The sequence below is a fragment of the Microbacterium sp. C448 genome (genome assembly GCF_000582705.2).
Taxonomy (GTDB): Bacteria; Actinomycetota; Actinomycetes; order Actinomycetales; family Microbacteriaceae; genus Microbacterium; species Microbacterium lacus_A.
On the sequence record NZ_HG779601.1, the window covers coordinates 1 to 3,394 of the forward strand.

At 68.5% G+C, this 3,394-nt stretch carries 3 protein-coding genes; 2 read left to right on the forward strand and 1 reads right to left on the reverse strand.

Annotated features, from left to right (window positions below; all coding sequences use genetic code 11):
* Positions 1 to 7: 7 nt before the first annotated feature.
* The gene (locus tag MIC448_RS01690) at positions 8 to 1,384 is read right to left on the reverse strand and encodes an MFS transporter (RefSeq protein ID WP_370651843.1); all 1,377 of its coding nucleotides are present in this window, start codon (positions 1,382 to 1,384) and stop codon (positions 8 to 10) included.
* A gap of 20 nt (positions 1,385 to 1,404) precedes the next feature.
* Between MIC448_RS01690 and prfB the strand changes: the two genes are divergently transcribed.
* On the forward strand, positions 1,405 to 2,514 hold the full coding sequence (prfB, locus tag MIC448_RS01695) for a peptide chain release factor 2 (RefSeq protein WP_036295128.1): 1,110 nt from the start codon (positions 1,405 to 1,407) through the stop codon (positions 2,512 to 2,514).
* Between the two features lie 82 nt (positions 2,515 to 2,596).
* The coding region (ftsE, locus tag MIC448_RS01700) for a cell division ATP-binding protein FtsE (RefSeq protein ID WP_036295132.1) at positions 2,597 to 3,394 on the forward strand (798 nt) is incomplete at its 3' end.

The following is a 3,394-nucleotide window of genomic DNA, read 5'->3' on the forward strand; positions in this document are numbered from 1 at the left end:
CTCGGGCTCAGCGCACGCGCGGCACGAACCGGGGAACGTAGCGCGAGAACGCGGCTGCTCCCACGAGCCCCACCACACCGATCAGGGCAACCGCGCCGCCGATCGACCAGACCGCGGTGATGCCCGAGACGAGCAGAGGGGTCGCCGCGCCGCCCGCGTCGGTGAGGGTGCGCCACGAACCGAGGAACGGCGCGGGGTTCGATTTGGGCGCGACATCCGCTCCGAGCGTCAGCAGGATGCCGCTCGACAGGCCGTTGCCGACGGCGAGGACCATTGCGAACGCCGCGAACCACATGGCCGCACCGGTGAGGTCATGCGTCACCGACAGGGCGAGGAATCCGCCGCCCATCAGCACCATCGACGGCAGCACCGCCCACAGTCGTCCGAAGCGATCCATGATCTGCCCGCTCACGTAGAACAGGGCGAAGTCGATCGCGCCCGAGATGCCGACGACGAGCGCGATCGTCGAGGCGTCGAGTCCGATCGACAGGCCCCACAGCGGCATGACGAGCTGGCGCGCAGACCGGACGGACGACAGGGATGCCGCGGCCAGTCCGAGCCGCGCGAGCACGCCGCGGTTCTGCCACATCGTGCGGAGCACCCCGACGCGCTCGGACACCGGGATCGAGCCCGTGACGGCCTCGCCGGTGTCTTCAGGATCGACAGTCGCGCGGTCGACACCCTCGGGGTCCGCGGCTCGGTCATCGGCCGTGCGCGGTGTCGACGCATCCGTCCGTGTGTTCCGTGCGTCCTCTGCAGCGATCCGCGTCTCGGGGTCGGGCCCGAGCAGCACGAGCAGGGCGGTGGCGACGAGGCAGATGCCGAAGAACCACAGCGCCGCGTCCTCGGTACCGAAGATCGCGAGCAGCGCGGCGGCGATGAACGGGCCGACGAACATGCCGAGTCGGAAGGTGCCGCCGAGGAGAGACAGGGCGCGGGCGCGATAGGCGAGAGGCACGCGCGTGGTCATGAACGAGTGGCGTGCGAGCCCGAATACTGCGGCGCACAGCCCGATGAGCAGAACGGATGCCATGAGCACGCCGATATTCGGGGCGAGCAGCGCCCCCGCCACACCCAGCAGCGCGATACCCAGCGCGATCGCCATCGACAGGCGCTCGCCGATGCGAGAAACGGCCCATCCGGCGGGCAGGTTGCCGACCAGCTGGCCGACGACGAGGGCGGATGCCACGAGTCCGGCGACCGCGATGTCGGCGCCGAGGCGCGCGGCCAGGACGGGCAAGAGCGGGAGCACGGCACCCTCGCCGACGGCGAAGAGAACGGTCGGTCCGTAGATCATCGGCGCGAAGCGCCCCAGCACCGCCGCGGTCTCTCGACGAGAGCCGTCGCCCGGGGGAGGCGCGGGCGGGCGATGGGTCACGTGCATCCACGTTAGTCTGGACTGTCATGCTTGACTTCGATCTCTCCGCCGAAATCCAGGCGCTCCGTGCCACCTTCGCCGACATTCAGGCGGTGGTGGACGTCGACGCACTCCGCAAAGAGATCGAGCGGCTGAGCGATGCCGCCGGTGCACCGGATCTCTGGGACGACCCGGATGCCGCGCAGAAGGTCACAAGTGCGCTGAGTCACCGTCAGTCCGAGCTCGCGCGGATCGACTCCGTCGAGAGCCGCCTGGACGATCTCGAGGTGCTCGTCGGACTCGCGCTCGAGATGGATGACGAGGAGTCGGCCGAAGAGGCCCGCAAGGAACTCGCCGAGCTGACCGAGACGATCGGCCAGCTCGAGGTGCAGACGCTCCTCGACGGCGAATACGACCAGCGCGGGGCCGTTGTCACGATCCGCTCCGGCGCGGGCGGCGACGACGCGACCGACTTCGCCGAGATGCTCATGCGCATGTACCTCCGGTGGGCCGAGCGCCACAAGTACCCCGTCAAGGTCATGGACACGTCCTACGCCGAGGGCGCGGGCATCAAGTCGGCCACGTTCGAGATCGACGCCCCCTATGCCTACGGCACCCTGTCGGTCGAGGCCGGCACGCACCGTCTCGCCCGCATCAGCCCGTTCGGCTCGGCCGACAAGCGCCAGACGTCGTTCGCCGCGGTCGAGGTCATCCCCGTGATGGAAGAGGCCGTCGAGGTCGACGTTCCGGAAGGCGACATCCGCGTGGATGTCTTCCGCTCGTCGGGTCCCGGTGGTCAGTCCGTCAACACGACCGACTCGGCCGTGCGCATCACGCACCTTCCGACCGGCCTGGTCGTGTCGATGCAGAACGAGAAGTCGCAGATCCAGAACCGTGCCGCCGCCATGCGGGTGCTCCAGACGCGCCTCATGCTGCTGCAGCGCGAGGAGGAAGCGGCGAAGAAGAAGGAACTCGCGGGTGTCATCACCGCGAGTTGGGGCGATCAGATGCGCTCCTACTTCCTCTACGGTCAGCAGCTCGTCAAGGACCTGCGAACGGGCTACGAGGTCGGAAACCCCGCGGCAGTCTTCGACGGCGACCTTGATGGGCTGATCGCGGCGGGCATCCGCTGGCGCAAGCGTCCCATCGACGACTGAGTCGAGACATCCGGCACGCCATCCGACACGACTGGGTGTCGCTCGGAGGTCACGGCGTGACCGCGCTTAGGCTCGGATCGCCATGATCAGGTTCGAAAGCGTCACCAAGACCTACCGCGGTTCATCGAAACCCGGCCTCGCCGGAGTCGATTTCGAGGTGAAGCGCGGCGAGTTCGTCTTCCTCGTCGGCGCATCCGGATCCGGAAAGTCCACGTGCCTGCGGCTCGTGCTGCGCGAGGATGTCCCCTCCGAAGGTCGCGTCGTCGTGCTCGGCCGTGACATCGCGACCCTGTCGAACCGCAAGGTTCCGTACTTCCGTCGCCATGTCGGCGCCGTCTTCCAGGACTTCCGGTTGCTGACATCGAAGACGGTGTTTCAGAACGTCGCCTTCACGCTGCAGGTAACCGGTTCGTCGCGCGGATTCATCCAGCAGGCCGTCCCCGAGGCGCTCCAGCTCGTCGGCCTGGCGGGCAAGGAGAAGCGCCTGCCCCACGAACTTTCGGGCGGTGAGCAGCAGCGTGTCGCGATCGCTCGCGCCATCGTCAACCGTCCGCAGGTGCTGCTCGCCGACGAGCCGACGGGAAACCTCGACCCCGCGACATCCATCGGCATCATGCAGCTCCTCGCGCGTATCAACGCGGGCGGTACCACGGTCGTGATGGCCACGCACGAGGCCGGATTCGTCGACCAGATGCAGCGCCGCGTGATCGAACTGTCCGCGGGTGAAATCGTCCGCGACGAGACGCACGGCGGCTATGGCGACACGTCCCAGCTGCCCCGCCTCGCTCCCCAAACCACGCGCGGCGCCGAGTCGATCGCCGCGCTCACCGCCGTGCTCGAGCTGCAGCAGCGCGTTGCGGCGGGGGATGCCGGTCCCGCC

What these genes read in the sequence shown, in the direction of transcription:
- MIC448_RS01690 (WP_370651843.1), bottom strand. Translation starts at nt 1,384, where the DNA reads ATGCACGTGACCCATCGCCCGCCCGCGCCTCCCCCGGGCGACGGCTCT.
- prfB (WP_036295128.1), top strand. Translation starts at nt 1,405, where the DNA reads ATGCTTGACTTCGATCTCTCCGCCGAAATCCAGGCGCTCCGTGCCACC.